This is a genomic window from Flavobacterium koreense (genome assembly GCF_054776075.1).
In genome coordinates, this window is record NZ_BAAHCF010000011.1 from 65551 (window position 1) to 81727 (window position 16177).

Annotated in this window: 19 protein-coding genes; 6 read left to right on the top strand and 13 right to left on the bottom strand. The window is 31.6% G+C overall.

Annotated elements, in window-relative coordinates:
- Positions 1-19 precede the first annotated feature (19 nt).
- The 4 genes from ACYU7A_RS06080 to ACYU7A_RS06095 all read left to right on the top strand — a co-directional run bounded on the left by ACYU7A_RS06080 (position 20) and on the right by ACYU7A_RS06095 (position 3872).
- A complete protein-coding gene (locus ACYU7A_RS06080; protein ID WP_460574986.1) occupies positions 20-643 on the top strand; it encodes a response regulator in 624 nt (207 codons plus the stop codon).
- A gap of 177 nt (positions 644-820) precedes the next feature.
- Positions 821-1753, top strand: a complete 933-nt coding sequence (locus ACYU7A_RS06085; RefSeq protein WP_460574988.1) for a leucine-rich repeat domain-containing protein — start codon at positions 821-823, stop codon at positions 1751-1753.
- Positions 1754-1822: 69 nt separating this feature from the next.
- Positions 1823-3244 (top strand): hypothetical protein, encoded by a 1422-nt coding sequence (locus ACYU7A_RS06090; RefSeq protein WP_460574990.1) that lies wholly within the window; start codon positions 1823-1825, stop codon positions 3242-3244.
- Between the two features lie 22 nt (positions 3245-3266).
- Positions 3267-3872 carry a hypothetical protein gene (locus ACYU7A_RS06095; protein WP_460574992.1) on the top strand — a complete coding sequence of 202 codons (606 nt, stop codon included), beginning with the start codon at positions 3267-3269 and terminating at the stop codon, positions 3870-3872.
- 63 nt (positions 3873-3935) lie between these two features.
- Here ACYU7A_RS06095 and ACYU7A_RS06100 read toward each other — a convergent pair whose 3' ends face one another.
- The 5 genes from ACYU7A_RS06100 to ACYU7A_RS06120 all read right to left on the bottom strand — a co-directional run bounded on the left by ACYU7A_RS06100 (position 3936) and on the right by ACYU7A_RS06120 (position 6653).
- Positions 3936-4334 carry a VOC family protein gene (locus ACYU7A_RS06100; RefSeq protein ID WP_460574994.1) on the bottom strand — a complete coding sequence of 133 codons (399 nt, stop codon included), beginning with the start codon at positions 4332-4334 and terminating at the stop codon, positions 3936-3938.
- 83 nt (positions 4335-4417) lie between these two features.
- Complete coding sequence (locus ACYU7A_RS06105; RefSeq protein ID WP_460574996.1) at positions 4418-4624, bottom strand: YgaP family membrane protein; 207 nt, start codon at positions 4622-4624, stop codon at positions 4418-4420.
- A 70-nt stretch (positions 4625-4694) separates the two neighbouring features.
- Entirely contained in the window at positions 4695-5327 is a 633-nt protein-coding gene (locus tag ACYU7A_RS06110) for a Crp/Fnr family transcriptional regulator (RefSeq protein ID WP_460574998.1), read from the bottom strand.
- Positions 5328-5330: 3 nt separating this feature from the next.
- Entirely contained in the window at positions 5331-5771 is a 441-nt protein-coding gene (locus ACYU7A_RS06115; protein WP_460575000.1) for a DUF1456 family protein, read from the bottom strand.
- A 78-nt stretch (positions 5772-5849) separates the two neighbouring features.
- Positions 5850-6653 (bottom strand): alpha/beta hydrolase, encoded by an 804-nt coding sequence (locus tag ACYU7A_RS06120; protein ID WP_460575002.1) that lies wholly within the window; start codon positions 6651-6653, stop codon positions 5850-5852.
- 59 nt (positions 6654-6712) lie between these two features.
- Here ACYU7A_RS06120 and ACYU7A_RS06125 point away from each other — a divergent pair, with 59 nt between their 5' ends.
- Complete coding sequence (locus tag ACYU7A_RS06125; protein ID WP_460575004.1) at positions 6713-7114, top strand: tellurite resistance TerB family protein; 402 nt, start codon at positions 6713-6715, stop codon at positions 7112-7114.
- Positions 7115-7245: 131 nt separating this feature from the next.
- On the opposite strand, the gene ACYU7A_RS06130 is transcribed toward ACYU7A_RS06125, so the two are convergent.
- The 6 genes from ACYU7A_RS06130 to ACYU7A_RS06155 form a co-directional block, all read right to left on the bottom strand.
- Entirely contained in the window at positions 7246-7638 is a 393-nt protein-coding gene (locus tag ACYU7A_RS06130; protein WP_460575006.1) for a hypothetical protein, read from the bottom strand.
- 200 nt (positions 7639-7838) lie between these two features.
- On the bottom strand, positions 7839-8129 hold the full coding sequence (locus ACYU7A_RS06135) for a DUF6958 family protein (RefSeq protein ID WP_460575008.1): 291 nt from the start codon (positions 8127-8129) through the stop codon (positions 7839-7841).
- A 17-nt stretch (positions 8130-8146) separates the two neighbouring features.
- On the bottom strand, positions 8147-8692 hold the full coding sequence (locus tag ACYU7A_RS06140; RefSeq protein ID WP_460575010.1) for a hypothetical protein: 546 nt from the start codon (positions 8690-8692) through the stop codon (positions 8147-8149).
- 188 nt (positions 8693-8880) lie between these two features.
- On the bottom strand, positions 8881-9981 hold the full coding sequence (locus ACYU7A_RS06145) for a ligand-binding sensor domain-containing protein (RefSeq protein WP_460575012.1): 1101 nt from the start codon (positions 9979-9981) through the stop codon (positions 8881-8883).
- Positions 9982-10178: 197 nt separating this feature from the next.
- A complete protein-coding gene (locus ACYU7A_RS06150) occupies positions 10179-10616 on the bottom strand; it encodes a hypothetical protein (RefSeq protein ID WP_460575014.1) in 438 nt (145 codons plus the stop codon).
- A gap of 252 nt (positions 10617-10868) precedes the next feature.
- Entirely contained in the window at positions 10869-12275 is a 1407-nt protein-coding gene (locus tag ACYU7A_RS06155) for a DUF4932 domain-containing protein (RefSeq protein ID WP_460575016.1), read from the bottom strand.
- Positions 12276-12676: 401 nt separating this feature from the next.
- Here ACYU7A_RS06155 and ACYU7A_RS06160 point away from each other — a divergent pair, with 401 nt between their 5' ends.
- Positions 12677-13102, top strand: coding sequence for an Hsp20/alpha crystallin family protein (locus ACYU7A_RS06160; RefSeq protein ID WP_298307303.1), 426 nt, complete (start codon positions 12677-12679; stop codon positions 13100-13102).
- A gap of 50 nt (positions 13103-13152) precedes the next feature.
- Here ACYU7A_RS06160 and ACYU7A_RS06165 read toward each other — a convergent pair whose 3' ends face one another.
- Positions 13153-14100 carry a hypothetical protein gene (locus ACYU7A_RS06165; protein ID WP_460575018.1) on the bottom strand — a complete coding sequence of 316 codons (948 nt, stop codon included), beginning with the start codon at positions 14098-14100 and terminating at the stop codon, positions 13153-13155.
- An 84-nt stretch (positions 14101-14184) separates the two neighbouring features.
- Positions 14185-16173, bottom strand: coding sequence for an excinuclease ABC subunit UvrB (uvrB, locus tag ACYU7A_RS06170; protein WP_460575020.1), 1989 nt, complete (start codon positions 16171-16173; stop codon positions 14185-14187).
- Positions 16174-16177 lie beyond the last annotated feature (4 nt).

The following is a 16177-nucleotide window of genomic DNA, read 5'->3' on the forward strand; positions in this document are numbered from 1 at the left end:
GGATTACTACATTTGTGCTATGACAATACGTATTTTTATATATGATGATAGTAACGAACGAAGAGACAGTCTAAAGGCTTTATTAATGCTTAACGACGACTTAAAGTTCGTTGGCGAAGCTATGAATTGTAAAAACGTTCTATCTGAAATAGAAAACTTTTACCCAGATGTTGTTTTAATGGATATCAATATGCCCGAAGTTGATGGAATAGAAGGCTTGCGCCAAATAAAAACCCATCATCCAGAAGTAAAAGTATTGATGCAAACTGCTTTTGATGATAGTGATAAAATTTTCACCTGTATCAAAAATGGAGCTAGCGGTTATATTCTTAAAAACGATAAACCACAACGAATTCTTCAAGCTATTGAAGAAGTCAATCAAGGCGGAGCAGCTATGAATCCTGCAATTGCTCAAAAAGTTTTGGATTATTTTAAACCTTGCGAAACTAAAAATCCATTATCACCAAAAGAAAACGAAGTATTGGCTCTTTTAGCCGAAGGACTTTCCTATAAAATGGTTGCTGATAAACTAGGTGTTAGTTATGCAACGGTAAACACACATGGTAAACGTATTTACGAAAAACTACATATATCTTCGTTAGGCGAAGCTATTGCTTATTATTACAAAAATCTAAAGCAATAGATTTTTAAATCAAAAATCAACATTTCTCTATTGTTCTTCAAAATCCCTTGTCACTTGATTAAGGGATTTTTTGTTTTCAGCTAATGTTAATATTTGTTCTATAAAACTTTTATCAAAATAGAGGTAACAAATTTAAAACTCAATTGATATACAATTATAAACTTTAAAACTAAAATTATGAAATCAAAAATACTTTTATCATTGTTTTTATTTATTACAACTATTATTTACGGACAAACTTTTACTTATGCGGGTATAAATTACACTGTTACCGATCCTACTAATTTTAAAGTAAAGATTGGTGCTAATACCAGTTTTTCTGGCGTTGCCATTATACCCGCTGTAGTGGTTTATGCCTCTCAAAATTATGACGTTACTTCAATTAGTGATTATGCTTTTCCTAGTTGTACAGGATTAACATCGATTACTATTCCTAATTCTGTTACTTATATTGGAGATTCTGCTTTTTATGGTTGTAGCGGATTAACATCGTTTATAATTCCTAATTCGGTTACTACTATTGGGTCTAATGCTTTTATGTATTGTAGTGGATTAACATCAGTTATTATTCCTAACTCGGTTACTGCCATTGGTCCTTCTACTTTTGCAGGTTGTACAGGATTAACAACGGTTACAATTCCTAATTCAGTTACCTATCTTGATCACCAAACTTTTGCGGGTTGTTCAGGATTGACAACTGTAAATTGTGAAAATGCTTCACCTCCTTTTTTAATTGGTTCCCCTTTTGCGGGAGTCAACCAAAGTTCTTGTACGCTAAACGTTCCCGCTGGTTCTGTGGCTGCTTATGAAGCAATGGCTGTTTGGACAAATTTTAACCCAATTATAGGTTCATTTCTTTCTACTAATTTTTATGATTTGTATGAAAACATAAAAGCCTTTCCAAATCCAACTCAAAATAGCCTAAATATTCAATCGCCTTCAACTATTTTCTCAACAGAAATTATAGATACCAACGGAAGAACAATCCAATCCTTATCTCAAAAAAATAATGAAGTTACTTTAAATACAGAAAATTTATCTTCAGGTATGTATTTGATAAAGGTAAAAACCGATAATGGAACTTCAATTCAAAAAATTATTAAAAAATAATTTCAAAATAAGGGTAACAAATATAAAACCCAATTGATATAACAATAACAACATTAAAATTTAAACAAAATGAAAAATCTAAAAACAACAATTTTATCAGCTTTTATTGCAATTTGCTGTTTAACAAATGGAAATGCACAAGAAAATGCAAGAGGAAGAAATAGAGGAAAAGTAACTATGTCTGGACGTCCAGGATCAATAGTGGTATTCGGCGGAGGAACATCTATGCCAAGCAGTGATGGTAAAGACAAAGCTTTTTTAAGCAATACAACAGCAATCAATGCCGATTTTTATTTTCCATTAATTAGAAAAGGTTGGGATGGTGGAGGAGCTAGAGACCACGTAAAAGGACATAAAATGAATTTTGGCTTAAACGTAGGTGGAACTTACAACTTTGGTGGAAGCGGCGGTTTTGGAACAACACCAAATCCATTTGCTGTAACTGGACAAACTTCAAGTATGGTTTCTGATAGAGGCAGTGATCCAAAAAACCCTGGTTTCAGAATGGGAGTTGGTCCACAAGCTAATTTTTACTTTGGAAAATTTATTGTTTCGCCAATGATTTTAGGAGAATATTTTTCGATGACTCAAAAAGAAATGAGCATAGTGCAAACCACTCAATACAACGGTCAAAGTTATGATTTCAATTTGGCAACTTTACCAGAAACCAAAACAAGTGGTTTTGCAGTAACACCAAAACTAAGATTACATTATATGTTTAACGATCGTTTTGGTCTTTTTGCTGATGCAAGTTATACCATGGGACCAAAAATCGAAACAACTGTTTCTAAATTAATTCCAAATGGAAATCCGTCACCACAAAGCGGTAATTACAATATTCAACAATTACAAACTGGTACAGTGGTGAAAGGCGAAACAAAATCAACGGCTTATAGTGCTATGGGATTTAATTTTGGTGTGGTGATTGGTTTAAGGAAAAGAAATCCAAGAGATATATGTGCCGCTTGCTTACAAACTGGACATAATTCAATGCAATGCACAGCAATGGTTTCTTCAAGTGGAAGTGGTTCCGTTGTTAAAGCAAATACTGATGATATTAGAAAAGGTTGGAATGGATTGGCAGATGCACCAGAAGAATTAGAACCAACAACACCAAGCAATGCAAGAATTATCAATAATTGTTGTGATGCAACTGTTACTGGAAGTATTTTATGGGATCCCACAGGTACAGGAACTGCTTCAAGTTTTGTCCCAGCTACACCATCTATATCAATAAGTATGTCAAATGTTACATTAGCTGGTGGAGTTTATTTTAATTCAGCAATAAATTGTCTTACTTATAGTGGATGTATAGACCCAACTCCAATAAAATATAAAGTAAACGGAGCTCTTGTTGGAACAAGTGCAATAGGAAGTTATTTGATTCCTATTACAGCATTTTCAGGTCCTGGAAGTTATACAATAAAAGTAATTGGAACTTGTGGTGGGTCAAAATGTAAAGCAAAAACACTTCAATTAATTATTTTTTAAATACCAACTAAATACCAAAATCATGAAAAAATATATAAAATTCTTAGGGATACTATTTAGTATTCTATTAATAAGTTGTGGTTCAGATGATGATCCTATTGTTACTGCAACTTGCGATAGCACGAATACAGAATTTAAACAATTGTACAATCAAACAGTAGCTTCAACAACTTTAAATAATGATATAGTTAACTACGATAGTGAAATACATTCTTACACTTTTGAAGTTACAACTGCCAAAACAATATGTAGTGTTGGTTATCAAAGTCAACCAGCTTTGAGTGCAGTACCTTATGTTATTGAAGTGTGGGATGTTACAACTTCAACTCCAATCTTAAAAGGTTCAGTATCTTCAACTTTTTCTTCAACGGCTACTTCGTATGTATCTTTTTCATCAACAATTCCTTTAACTGTTGGAAATAGTTATATGGTAAAAAGAATTCAAACAAGTTGGGGTACAGATATTTCAAATACAGTTGGAAGAATGGTTTGTACAGTCACAGGAGCGCCATTGTCGGCATTTCCATATACTTTTGGAAGTTTAAAAATCACAGGTTCGTCTTTATATCAAAACGCGATTACTCAAACAAATTGGGCAATTCCTTACATCGACATTGTTTTTGAATAGATAATAATAAGTTATGTTTAGGTTAGTTACAAAAAATCCCGAGTGTAATGCTCGGGATTTTTTTTATTTAGTTTTCTCTGCAAAAGCAATCACATGACCATCTAAATCAGAAAAATAAAAAGCTGTGTCACCCCAATTTTGACCTTCAATTTTGCTAATTATTTTTGCATCTAAATTTTTAATATTTTGATATTCTTCTTGAAGATTTTCAACAATAAAATACAATTCACATCTTGGAATTCCGTTACCTAAATTAGGATGAGGTAAAGATGGAGTAATAATTTTAGCAATTCCATCATTGGGCATTAATCCGATTTTGCAGAAATCATTTAATATAAATTCTGTCATTCCTGGTACATTCAAATCAGGTTTTTTTCTGAAAACGGTTTGATAAAAATCAGTACTTTTTTGTTGGTCTTTTACATAAAGTATAATTTCTGTATGTTTGATTTTTAAGGACATTTTGATTAATTGAATAAGCTAATTTAAATAAAAAATCCCATCTAAAATAGACAGGATTTATATTTTGTAGTTTAGAACAAGTATTATTTTTTTACCGAACAAGTATTGATTCCTAATAAAGGATATAACGGACAGAAACTTACTAAACTTGTTAAAGCAAAAACTGCTGCTGCAACGACAGCTACGATTCCTAAAGTTCCAGTAATTGTTCCGTTGTAGAACAAGAAAGCTAACACTGCAGCAACAATCAATCGGATTATTTTATCTGCTGTACCCATATTTTTTTTCATAATTAATAAAGTTTAAAGATTAATATGAAGCAAATTTAATGCGCTTAAATCACCTGTGCAGTGACTTAAGTCACAAGTCTAAAATTTCTATGGTTGTGGCACTTTGTTTTACTTTTCCTTCGAGTTCTAATTTCTTTACAATTCTACTGATTACTTCTCTTGCAGTGCCCAATTCGCTTGCAATTTGACGGTGTGAAATTTTCAAAGGATTGTTTTGCGTGACTAAAACTTTTTCTTTTAAATAGTCTAAAACACGTTTGTCGAGTTTTTCAAAAAGTAGGGAATTTATGGTGTCAAGTAAATCGGAATAACGCAAATTATATTGCAAAAAGAAAAGCGAATTGAAGTCAGGAAATTGTTTGGTCCATTTGCTAAGTTTTTCTGCCGGAATTAAAAGCAAGTGCGAATCTTCTTCCGTTACAGCATAAATCTTACTTGGTTGGTTGTTGATTCCAGCTGAAAACGACATGATGCAACTTTCATTCGGTTGAATGTAGTACAATAGCAGTTCTTTGTCTTCGTGTTTGGTATAAACCTTTAAAACGCCTTTTAAAACTAACGGAATTACCTTGATAAACTGACCTTCACGAAGTAATTCAGTGTCTTTTGGAACTTCTTTTTCTAAAGCGTGCTGAACTATTTCTGAAATCAATTCAGCGTTAAAATGTGGAAATTGTTGCTTTATTTGAACAGCTAAATCCATTGTTTAGTCCTTTTTATTCTTACCGTTTTTGTATTGTACTTTCTCTACAATTTCGATTTTTTTAGTAGGCTTTTTGTCTTTAAAGTTTGGTTTTGAAGCTGGTTTTTTCTTAAAATCACCAGGCTTAAACTCTTTTTTCGGAGCAGCTCCTTCTGGTTTTTTATATTCTTTTGGTTGCGCTTCTTTTTTGTGAATTGCAATTACATCCATAGGATTCTTAGGATTTTCTTTTGTTCCACGTAAGTGAATTACCAATCCGTTTAGGAAATTACGCAATACTTGATCGCCACATTCCATAAATTTTGGATGGTCTTCACTTCTAAAAAAGTTGCCAATTTCACCTTTAGACATTCTGAAATCTACTAATTTTAAGATTTCTTCTATTTGGTCGTCACGAAGCATTAAAGCTACACGTAGTTTTTTGAAAATATCGTTGTTGTTCATTTTATGCTGAATTTAGTTCAGCATCTTTTGTGCTGAAATTAGAATTTAAATTGTTTGCAAATTTATTTTAAATAAACTTTAAAACAGCCAAAGATACGCCTTTTTGAAACCTTCACGCCATAATTTTTCGTTGTGTTGTCCGTCTTTTACAATAATTTTTTTGTTTAGCATTTTACATTCACAACGTTTGGTATTGACTTGGACTTCAATATTGTTTAAATCGCGAACCATATCTTCGTCACCTTCGTTGTCGCCACATAGGAAATAGATTTTGGTTTTGAATGTTTTAGTTTGCTCCATTAGTTCGAAAATTTCTTTTCTGTTGAACCAAAAGGAAGGCGAGAAACAACCCACTTTTCCAAAGATTTTAGGATATTTTAATGCGCCATAAAACGATACTAATCCACCAAGTGAACTTCCGAAAAGTGCTGTATTGTTGGCATTGGTTTTGGTTCTGTAGGTTTTGTCAACATAGGGTTTTAATGTTTGAACAATAAAATCTAAATAATTATCAGCATTTCCTCCGCCATACTTTTGGTGTTTGAAAGGTGTTAATTCTTCCATTCGTTTTTCGTTGCCATGTTCGATACCGATGACGATTACTTGTGCCGAAATGCTGTCTAAGGTTTCATCAACATTCCATTCACCAACGTATGATGTTTTGGCATCAAATAGGTTTTGACCATCGTGCATGTAGATAACAGGATATTTTTTCTTTGGATTTGTGCTGTACTCTTTTGGCAAATACACCCAAATTTTCTTAGTTGTTTTTAATTGTGGTGCTTCTATTGAAAAAGTAGAAACTTGCTTACTAGCATTGCTTTCTTGCGCATTTGAGCTGCAAAATAGGATTCCAAATAAAAGGGTTAAAATGAATTTCAAGTGAATTAATTTTTAGAATTTAACAAATAATTATATTTTAGCTAAAAATAATCATTTTGATGAACACTAAGGAACAAAAATTAAGTTTATTAGCAGACATGATTGCATTTGCAATTGTTGATGGCGAATTGCATGAAAGGGAATACATGTTTCTTTCAATAATTGCGATAGAACTTGGCGTAAACAAAGACGAGTTGAAACAACTTTTTCATGAAGAAAACCGTAGTGAAATCATTAAAAGTGAGTTTGAACGCATTCAGCAGTTTTATAGATTGGCACTTTTGATGCATTGCGATGGCATTTTGCATGAAAGAGAGCAAATTAAAATACACGAAATTGGCATCAATATGGGATTAAATCCGTTTGCAATGAAACGCGTTTTAAAAGCCATGGAACAATCACCAACACGAATGGTTTCACCAGATTATTTATTAGAAGTTTTTCAAGAGCAGTTGAATTAAGTACCCAAAAATAGCGAGTTTGCGAACTTCGGAACCGATTATTTTCTGTTAAAGATAAAATTTCTTGCGATATTTAGGCTTGAATTTACTACAAAATTCCCAATTTTGCCAAATGCCTGTTTTATGCAATTTTAATTTTTAAACTTACGATATTCGACTAAAATTCCTTTTGTTTTCAAAATCATTTTTTCATTATCTAAATATTTAATTTTTGATTTCCAACTTCCACCTAAGCTTGTCCATTTGATTTTATTACCAAATAAAGTTTTAACTATTTTAAAAACAGGTGGACAGCTATTTATTTGTAATTTACCAGAAAGGACTTGCTCTTTATTTGATCTATATAAACTTCCAAGTTCTCCATCAAAATAAAATTGATAAACATAATCTGTCGTGTCATTTTTAATAATCCAGTTACCAGTTATTTTTTTTCTCAATTCTTCTTTTGATTTAGAGTTTTCAAATTTTTGACAAAAACTTGATAAACTTAGGAGTAGAAAAAATATTGCAAAATTTATTTTCATTTTCACTTAAAATTTCGTTTGATTTTTGCGCCTACGCTTATATTGCATACAAAGTGTAGCGGCTTGCACCAGTTCTGTTGTAAACACTGACCAAAACAAATCTATAACTTTTCTTAGAAAGATATAGTTGTTGACACTAGATTATTTTCCACGAAGAACAAAATAGCAAGTTCATACCTATCAATAACAGCAAAAGGTTTTTATAGGTTCGTAGTTACTAACTTGTATTTTTCGGGTTTACTCTTAGTTCGTTCTATTATTTTTCGAGCTTCAAGATCAAGTTTGACGGTTTCTCCATACCATTGAACGCCACCTTCAAATGTGTCTTTTACATTTTGGTACAATTGTTCCATGAGTTCGGTATGAGTTGGCTCACAATCTTTTAAAATTGACAAAATGGTTTCCTTAATCACATTATATTTTTCCAAAGAAATACGTTTGTTGGTTTTTCCTGGCTCTGGATGAAGCGTTTGGATTTTCTCATCGTTCATGTAAAACACTTTTAGAATTATAGTTCGTCTTTATACCAAGTGGTTTCATCGGGAAAACTATATTTTTTGGATTCAATTTTCCAAATTTCATCAATTTTTTTGATAACAAATTGCTCTTTTTTCTGCACTCCAACTTCAAAATGCGTTTCTATAACGGCACGATTGTCCGATTTCATTATAAAGAACATTTTGGTATTTGGACGTAACAAATAGTGATATTGTGATGGATTACCAAAAGACCTTGAAATTTCGTTAGAATTGGAAACGCTTATTGGATTGATTATCGCTTTGCAACGTTCAAAATAGTCGTCCCACAAAGATTCTTCATCTGGATGCGACTGATTTGGTGAACTTCTTTGCGATTTCAAAACTTCATGTCTTTGAAAGATTTCATTTTCTAATGCATCAAGTTTTAGTAAATTGTCTGTTAGAAAGCTAATTAACTCGTCTTTAAAATGTTGAAATTTTTCTGGCGTTTGATTTGAGTCAACATTAAAAATTATTTTTTTCTGTGGTTCTATGGGTTCTGACTTTTTAAATAATTTCGAGAATAGTCCTTTCATTGGTTTGTTTGGTTTTGGTTTTTTTGAAAAAGTTTTTAAAACATTACACAGCTAAATTTGTTTTATGAAGACGCGAAGACCAAAACAAAACTACAACTTTTCTTAGAAAGACAGAATTGTAGTCATTAGATTATTCTACTCTATGACTAAATAGCAAGTGTAAGCTCTGCAATAGGAGCAAATTTTGGTTAGCGGCTGCTTTTATTTATTTCAAATTTTTCAAACTTTTCTCCATTTTGTTTGTAAACTCCGTCGTTGTCAGTTCCAAGCCAAATAGTTCCGTTATTGTCTTGATAGATATAAATTAGCAAAACATCTTCCTTACCTTTTTTTATTTCAAAGTTAGCGAGCGTTTTTCCATCATATTTCCACACGCCGCCACGATAAGTGGTCATCCATAAATCACCATTTTCATCGGCTATTCCTGACATGAAGTAAAGTATTTTGTCTTTTGCAATCTCTTTGGGTATATCAACCGCTTTTATCTTTTCATATCCATTAGGTAGGGCTGGGTTAATCTTATATTTGCTATAAAAATTACTTAACCAAAAATAACCATCTTTGTCTTGAATCATTGAGCGAACACCAGGAACGCGTCCATCTGGAAGCGTAGAAAGCTCCTTTTCACCAAACCACAATAATGATTTGCCATCATAGCGATAAGCGCCTGCATTAACTGTTCCAATCCATAAATTACCCTCTTTGTCTTTATTGATTCCATAAACGGCATAGGTACTTTTGTTGCTAGCATCAAATGGAACGCCTTCAGGTTCTATTCCAAAGGCTTTTTTTAAGTCTTTTCTTGGTAACTCTAACTCATAAAGAAATTTGCCGTCAAAGCGATAGAGGTCGTTTGCATCATATCCAAACCACATATCGTTAGGTTCTAATGTCCATTTATTGTTGGGAGATTTTATTGCTTTTAAAGTTGTAAATTTTTGTCCATCATATTTACTAATTCCATTAGATGTTTCAAAATATAAATTCCCACTTTTATCTTCTTGTATTCCTCTAATTTGATTGTGTGCCAATCCGTCTATTGTCGTGAACTGTTTTAAAATTTTTTGGTCAAATTTGTAAATGCCATTTCCATTACTACCAAACCAGTAATTTCCTTTTGTGTCTTGAAAGATTTTCCAAATTCGGTTATCAATTTCTGAAACCGTCCTGCCGATTTCGAGTATTTTCGTTTCAGCCTGTTTTTGTTCAGAATTCACCTGTCCATTGCAAGAAAGTATGTTACTTGATACAAAAATCAGTAAAACTATTTTCAAGGTGTTAATTGTCATTTTCGTTTTTTTAGAGTTGGTCTTAAAGTTGATGCTAACTTATACAGCTTAAATCAGTTACTGCTGCAATCAATGACCAAAACAAATCTACTGAATTTCTTAGAAAGATAGAGTAGTAGTCACCAGATTATTCTACACGAAGACAAAATAGCAAGCACAAGCCCAGCAATTGGTGTAAACCGCTATTGGCAGTAGTTTTATTTATAAAATTTCAAGGTTTTTTTTCCAAAGATTGGACTATCAAATTCAATTCTATCTTCATATTCTATAGTTTCACTTGGAGGATCGATAGGAACATTATCAATTCGTTCACCATATAAATTCGTAGATTCGGCATACATGTCGTCAAATATTAGTATAATATCATTACGTCTTTCGATATATGGTAGTTGTGTTGCGTGTTCGTTTCGTGCGATGATTTTATTTGTTAAGTCAAAAGCACACCATTCAATATTTCCTCTATAGAATAAAAAGTTAGTTTCAGGTATATATAAAAAATCGTTTTCATCGATTTGATTACCTTTCGCAAGTTCAAATTTTATTCGTGTTTTAATTCCATTGTTTTCAAATAGAAGTTCAGAAGATTGAATGATTTCTTCATTTAAGTAAATTTTTTTCTCTATGAATAATTTCAAAATCTGTTGATGAAATAATATAATTGAAATTGTTAATTTTCATTTTAGTTCTCTTTTTATTCGAGGTGCTATAAAATTACTTCCAACGTTCCCAGGCTTTATGTCTGTTGCTGTTTTTGTCACAGACCAAAGCAAATATACCGAAAACTTTGAAAGAAAAAACGTTTTAAAAAAGAAAAAAGATAAGAGACCAAGCCTTTAAAAAAGCCCAAGCGCAGCAATAGCATAAAACCTGTGTTGTGTGCAGTAGTTTTAATTTTGTTGATTTGCCCATTCTATAATTTGAGGATAAAGTTCTGCCACAGTTTTGTTTGGATTTTCTTTTTTAAGTTTAATCATTTCATTATTAAATTCTTTAAACTTTATGAATCCTCTTTTTTCAGCATTCATTTTTACTCTTTCTTTAATGACATAATCAGAAGTTTCATAATCATAACTTTCTGTTACCCAAATACAAAAAACAGAATGTGTCATATATTCATTAAAAATGGATTGTGGATTATTATAAAAGCCATTTTTTTCATCTGACCAAATTTTTGATTTGAAAATATTAGCAATTTCTTTTTTATATTTATCACTTATTGGATTTACATAATTATGGTCGATTTCAGTAAATACAATTCCTGAATATAATCCTTCTTTTTGTGTTTCGGTTAGATTTTTATTTGAATCATAACGATTTGCATCACAAATAAACATTACACTTTCACTAAACCAAGAATTGTCTTTATTATCTTTACCAAAATATTTTTGTGTACTATGTGAACCACCAATTAATGGTGAAAAAATAACTTTATAGGCATTATGTTTAATTGGAAATTCCTTCTCAATCCAATTCTGCATATTTTTTAGAGGTAACAGTTCTGATACTCTTTTTAAATCATTTGCATAGTATTTTTTATGTTTTTTATAAAATGTTCTGAAATTAGATTTATCTGAAAAATCTTGGACCAATGGTAGTAATTCAGTGAATAGATTGGAAAACCCTTGCCAATCATCACCAAAAACATAATTATAATTTTTTCCTTTTACGATTGTGTCTCCACTGAATTCGTAAATGAAACTATTTTCTCTAAATTCAAAATAATTTTGAGTATAATCATTTTCTTCTTCAAAAATTAATTTTTCGAAAATAGGATGGTTTAAATAAGGTTTGAAAAATTTTTGAACTTCTTTAAAATATTTTGTGTCTTTTTGTAGATTAGTAGATTTTCTCCCGCTTGGAGATAATACCCATATTATATTAGCAAGTTCATAAACTTCAGGTAATTCAAAGGAATTTTTTCCTTGATTTTCATTTATATATTTTTGTGAAAAATTTGATGAAGAAGCATTAAATCTAAAAGCAACGACAGTTGTTCTTTTTGGTGTTTTAATTGTTACGTAACTTTTTCGTGCATATGGATAATTATCTCCTTTAATTGAAAGAGTGTCCTTCCCAATAAATGCTGTCATTATTATTCCTTTAGAAGTATTAGTTCCAGGACTTATTGTGTCATTTTTACTTAAATCAAGTTTAAATATATCTGGATAATTAGAGTATCGGTATTTGATTGTATCAGACTCGGAGTAGTAAACTTTAGAAATATTTTCTTTAATGTATTGTCCCGAAGCAAAATTCACAGATAGAAGTACTATTATTAACTTTATTATTTTCATTTTGTTAGTTTATTCTTAAATTCTACTCGTTTCGTGTACTATTGCACACAACTAGTATATAAACGCTACGTTATAGCGGCAATACACCCAAATAAGGTATGATTAGCGCCACACGATTGCGTATTTTACCCAAATCTACAAAACTAAAATTTATCTTACAAGGAAAGTAAGTTTTTATCTTGGGTTAATCATTTATTAGAATTTGCTGTTTTGTGATGGTAGCATAGTTAATAATTACTGTTTTTTCTCTGAAAAATCGTCAGTTAAAATTGTCTTAAAATGCCATAATTTCATATTAAAGTGTTCATTATCAGTCAAATTGACTTATTTTTTACGTTGGTATATAATTTGTTTTTTGGAAAGTGTAACTAATAAATGTTTAATTTAAAAAATATAAAATTATGAACTTAATTAAAAGAAACACTGTACCATTTCCATCAATTATCGATGAATTATTAAAACCAGATTGGTTAGGAGGCATTCAAAATTTTAATACCAATGTTCCTGCAGTAAATATCAAAGAAACCGATACAAGTTTTGGAATTGAATTAGCCGCTCCAGGAAAGAAAAAAGAAGATTTTAATATCGAAATTGATCACAATGTGCTAACTATTTCTTCTGAAGAAAAAACAGAAAAAGAAGAAACTGAAGGTAAATATACTCGAAAAGAGTTCAGTTATTCTTCTTTCAGAAGAGCTTTCACTTTACCTGAAACGGTAAATACAGAAAACATCAACGCTACTTATGAAAATGGTGTTTTGCATGTGGCACTTCCTAAGAGAGAAGAAGCGCTTCCAAAACCAAAACGCTTGATTGAAATTGGTTAATTAATTGTTGATTAGAATGAAAAACGCAACCTTAAAAAGTTGCGTTTTTTTTATAATTTATTTTTGAAATTGGATATTTTAGTTAAAGTTCCATAGCCACTTACTAAATACATATCATTATTTTTAATATAAATACGATTAAATTTAGTCCAATCAATTGCCGATAAAGTGTTGTTATTCAAAGTTCTGATATTTTCAACACCATTTTTAAATAAGGTAATTGTTCCATTTGAAAGTTTATATATACCTTCTTTATTAACAATTGCATAAATATCTTGATTAGAATCTACTGCTATGTCAAGTATATCTTTGTAATAAAGTATATATGGTGAACTGACAGGATAACTCGGTACAGAACAATCAATTTTTCTAATATAATTTTCGTCAATTATGTAAACAGAATTATTGAAAGATATTGCTTTACTAAACCATGAAAATCCTGAATTTAAACCAGTTCCATCGGTAATCTGATGGCTTCCAGAACCAGCAATAACAGTTTCAGTGTTAAGATTTGGATAATATCTTTTTATGAGTTTAGAGTTGTTATCAAGAATAATGAAAGTGTCATCAGGTAAACTACAAAAACCATCCATTCTAAGATTCCATTGAGACGCACCTTGCATAGTGTGATAACTTAATTGTTGAAAATCATCAGAAAAATTATAAATTTTCCCTTGTAAGTCACTGTTTGTCATAAATATTTTTCCTTCAGAATTATTCGCTATTTTCGGCCAGGAAAAAAAATCAGCATCCCTTTTATACAATTCAGTAGAAGTACCTGAGGGATTAACTTTAATAAGCGATTTCATTTCAGGAGTTCCACCAACTGTTGATAATACATAGGCATTATTATCTGTATTTATGGTTAAATCGGAAAAGAAACCCAAATCAATTTTATAATCAACTTTCAGGTAACCTTCATCTACAAACTCATCTTTAGAGCAAGCGGATATAACAAAGATAACAGCTAGTAGAAGTAAACTTTTAATTTTTTTCATTTTTATGTAATGTAAATAATGTACGAAGATAAAATACTTAAGATAATACCAAAGCGATTCTCATCAGATTTAACATATTTTAATTTATAATTTTTCCTGCAATGCCTTGATTTCATCACGAAACTTTGCAGCTTGCATAAAGTCTAAATCTTTAGCTGCTTTTTCCATAGCTTTTTTAGCTTCACGGATTTTCTTCTCAATTTCAGGTTTTGATAAGTACAAACTTTCAGGTTCGGCAGCTTTTAAAACTTGATTTTCGTAGTATTGTGTCGAAACCGAATTTCCTGCTAAAGCACTTCCCAAACTTTTATTCAACGCCTTTGGTTCTAAGCCGTTTTTGGTATTATAATTCATTTGTTTTTCACGACGGTAGTTCGTTTCGTCAATGGTTTTTTGCATGGAAGCCGTAATTTTATCGCCATACATAATGGCTTTTCCATTTACATTTCGAGCGGCACGTCCAACGGTTTGTGTTAGCGAACGATGACTTCTTAAAAATCCTTCTTTGTCAGCATCTAAAATCGCAACTAAAGAAACTTCGGGTAAATCCAAACCTTCACGAAGTAAGTTTACTCCAATTAATACATCAAACAAACCTTTGCGTAAATCTTGCATGATTTCCACACGTTCCAAAGTATCAACATCAGAATGGATGTAACGGCAACGAATGGAAACTTTCGTTAAATATTTGGTTAGTTCTTCCGCCATTCTTTTGGTTAAAGTGGTTACCAAAACACGTTCGTCAACTTCACAACGTTGCTGAATTTCTTCAATTAAATCGTCAATTTGATTCAAACTCGGACGCACTTCAATAATTGGATCTAATAAACCTGTAGGACGAATAACTTGTTCTACATAAATTCCTTCCGATTTTTGTAATTCATAATCAGCTGGCGTTGCTGAAACATAAATTACTTGGTTTTGCATGGATTCAAATTCCTCAAACTTTAACGGACGATTGTCCATAGCTGCAGGAAGACGGAAACCATATTCCACCAAATTTTCTTTTCGACTTCTATCTCCACCATACATGGCATGAACTTGCGAAATCGTTACGTGACTTTCATCAACAACCATCAAGAAATCGTCTGGAAAATAATCTAACAAACAGAATGGTCGTGTTCCAGGCAAACGTCGGTCTAAATAGCGAGAATAATTTTCAATTCCGGAGCAATAACCCAATTCGCGTATCATTTCTAAATCGAAATTGGTGCGTTCTTCCAATCGTTTTGCTTCTAAATGTTTGCCAATTTCTTTGAAATAATCGACTTGTTTTACCAAATCTTGTTGGATATCCCAAATAGCTGCTTGTAAAACATCAGGAGAAGTAACAAACATATTGGCTGGATAAATATTTAGCTTTTCGTACTTTTCTAAAACTTGTGAACTTCTGGCATCAAAAGCTTCAATTTCTTCAATTTCATCCCCAAAAAAGTGAATTCTAAAAGGTTCGTCGCCATAACTTGGAAAGATTTCAACCGTATCACCTTTTATTCTGAAATTTCCAGGAGTAAATTCGGCTTCGGTTCTTGAATATAAACTTTGAACCAATCGATGTAATAATTTGGTTCGAGAAATAACTTGATTTTTTTCAACAGAAACCACATTTTTCTGAAATTCTACCGGGTTTCCAATTCCGTAAAGGCAAGAAACAGAAGAAATAACAATAATATCGCGACGACCAGAAAGTAGGGCAGAAGTAGTGCTTAAACGAAGTTTTTCTAGTTCTTCATTGATAGATAAATCTTTTTCAATATAAGTTCCTGTTACAGGAATAAACGCTTCTGGCTGGTAATAATCATAGTAAGAAACGAAGTATTGCACCGAGTTATTTGGGAAAAATTGCTTAAATTCTGAATATAATTGCGCCGCTAATGTTTTGTTGTGCGCCAAAACCAATGTAGGTTTTTCCACATTCTGTATTACATTGGCAACAGTAAATGTCTTTCCGGAACCTGTAACTCCTAGTAGCGTTTGGTATTTTTCGCCATTGAGAATTCCATTTGAAAGTTTTTCAATGGCTTGTGGCTGATCGCCTGTAGGTTCGTAAGAAGAGATTACTTGGAATTTCATTTTG

What these genes read in the sequence shown, in the direction of transcription:
- ACYU7A_RS06080 (WP_460574986.1), top strand. Translation starts at nt 20, where the DNA reads ATGACAATACGTATTTTTATATATGATGATAGTAACGAACGAAGAGAC.
- ACYU7A_RS06085 (WP_460574988.1), top strand. Translation starts at nt 821, where the DNA reads ATGAAATCAAAAATACTTTTATCATTGTTTTTATTTATTACAACTATT.
- ACYU7A_RS06090 (WP_460574990.1), top strand. Translation starts at nt 1,823, where the DNA reads ATGAAAAATCTAAAAACAACAATTTTATCAGCTTTTATTGCAATTTGC.
- ACYU7A_RS06095 (WP_460574992.1), top strand. Translation starts at nt 3,267, where the DNA reads ATGAAAAAATATATAAAATTCTTAGGGATACTATTTAGTATTCTATTA.
- ACYU7A_RS06100 (WP_460574994.1), bottom strand. Translation starts at nt 4,334, where the DNA reads ATGTCCTTAAAAATCAAACATACAGAAATTATACTTTATGTAAAAGAC.
- ACYU7A_RS06105 (WP_460574996.1), bottom strand. Translation starts at nt 4,624, where the DNA reads ATGAAAAAAAATATGGGTACAGCAGATAAAATAATCCGATTGATTGTT.
- ACYU7A_RS06110 (WP_460574998.1), bottom strand. Translation starts at nt 5,327, where the DNA reads ATGGATTTAGCTGTTCAAATAAAGCAACAATTTCCACATTTTAACGCT.
- ACYU7A_RS06115 (WP_460575000.1), bottom strand. Translation starts at nt 5,771, where the DNA reads ATGAACAACAACGATATTTTCAAAAAACTACGTGTAGCTTTAATGCTT.
- ACYU7A_RS06125 (WP_460575004.1), top strand. Translation starts at nt 6,713, where the DNA reads ATGAACACTAAGGAACAAAAATTAAGTTTATTAGCAGACATGATTGCA.
- ACYU7A_RS06130 (WP_460575006.1), bottom strand. Translation starts at nt 7,638, where the DNA reads ATGAAAATAAATTTTGCAATATTTTTTCTACTCCTAAGTTTATCAAGT.
- ACYU7A_RS06135 (WP_460575008.1), bottom strand. Translation starts at nt 8,129, where the DNA reads ATGAACGATGAGAAAATCCAAACGCTTCATCCAGAGCCAGGAAAAACC.
- ACYU7A_RS06140 (WP_460575010.1), bottom strand. Translation starts at nt 8,692, where the DNA reads ATGAAAGGACTATTCTCGAAATTATTTAAAAAGTCAGAACCCATAGAA.
- ACYU7A_RS06145 (WP_460575012.1), bottom strand. Translation starts at nt 9,981, where the DNA reads ATGACAATTAACACCTTGAAAATAGTTTTACTGATTTTTGTATCAAGT.
- ACYU7A_RS06155 (WP_460575016.1), bottom strand. Translation starts at nt 12,275, where the DNA reads ATGAAAATAATAAAGTTAATAATAGTACTTCTATCTGTGAATTTTGCT.
- ACYU7A_RS06160 (WP_298307303.1), top strand. Translation starts at nt 12,677, where the DNA reads ATGAACTTAATTAAAAGAAACACTGTACCATTTCCATCAATTATCGAT.
- ACYU7A_RS06165 (WP_460575018.1), bottom strand. Translation starts at nt 14,100, where the DNA reads ATGAAAAAAATTAAAAGTTTACTTCTACTAGCTGTTATCTTTGTTATA.
- uvrB (WP_460575020.1), bottom strand. Translation starts at nt 16,173, where the DNA reads ATGAAATTCCAAGTAATCTCTTCTTACGAACCTACAGGCGATCAGCCA.